This is a genomic window from Streptomyces niphimycinicus (assembly GCF_018883605.1).
Taxonomy (GTDB): Bacteria; Actinomycetota; Actinomycetes; order Streptomycetales; family Streptomycetaceae; genus Streptomyces; species Streptomyces niphimycinicus.
The window spans coordinates 1-900 of record NZ_JAHLEM010001055.1; the positions used below are offsets into that span (position 1 = coordinate 1).

The window sequence follows — 900 nt, forward strand, 5'->3', positions numbered from 1 at the left end:
TCCGGAGAAGCCGGTGGTCATGCCCCTAATTAGCGGTCTGTCAGTGCCTCCGGAGCCGGTGACACCACCCCCCAGGCCATGCGTTCGACAGGGGGAGAAAGTCATGCCAGCTCCGAAGGCCGGGAGCCCCGTTGCGGGGCCACGAAAACGGTAATGGGGAGACCTCAGTACCGCTGTCGGCCGCCGGGATACCGGACCGGCTTGCGGCACTCCGGCGCGTCCTCAGGTGCAGGCTCAGCGCCCAGCGCGTAGCACAGGGCCGCGTGCAGTTGCTCCGCCTCAGCCACTGTGAGCACCAGCGAGGTAAGGGCGACGTGCTGCCCGGAGCGGACGACCTGAAGCGGCAGCGCCAGGTATCCATCTCGCTCACGGCGCAGACCGCGCCCCGGGACAGGCCCGACCTCCCACCCTCCCGACACCTGACTCATTCCGCGCCTCCTCGCCCGTCTGAGCCGGTCCGTCGCTCTCGGACTCGTCGGGCACCGACAGACGCCCGCCGCGGCTCTCCGCGATCCGGAGCGCGTCTTGCAGCGCTTCGATCAGGCGGTTGGAGAGGTAGCGGAGTTCTCGGGCGTCCGTCTTCCGGTCACCGAGCATCAGACGGGCATGGCCGATGAGTTCAGTGCCCATCTGAAGCTGGACCGCTTCCATCTCGTCAGCCAGCTTCGACAGGTAGCCTTCACTGTCCGCATCCGAGACCAGATAGCACCGCTGCCCCGTAGGACCGGACCACGGCAGCAAGCGCGGTTGCACACTCACAGGGCCACCGCCTTCACACCGTGCCCAACGGCCCCCCGCTGTCGCTCCCGTTCATGTGCGACCACGTATGGCCGGACAAGACCAGTGCCCGGGACCTCCTCACCATGCGGCACCCATGCGTGCACCAGAGGTGCGCACGCC

General features: G+C 68.0%; 1 protein-coding gene. It reads right to left on the reverse strand.

The features are described 5' to 3' along the window. Positions 1 to 164: 164 nt before the first annotated feature. Positions 165 to 428: a hypothetical protein gene (locus KN815_RS47450; RefSeq protein ID WP_216347964.1), complete on the reverse strand. Its 264-nt coding sequence runs from the start codon at positions 426 to 428 to the stop codon at positions 165 to 167. Positions 429 to 900 lie beyond the last annotated feature (472 nt).

Excerpts from the sequence above, each read along its gene's own strand:
- KN815_RS47450 (WP_216347964.1), bottom strand. The coding sequence starts at position 428 with ATGAGTCAGGTGTCGGGAGGGTGGGAGGTCGGGCCTGTCCCGGGGCGC.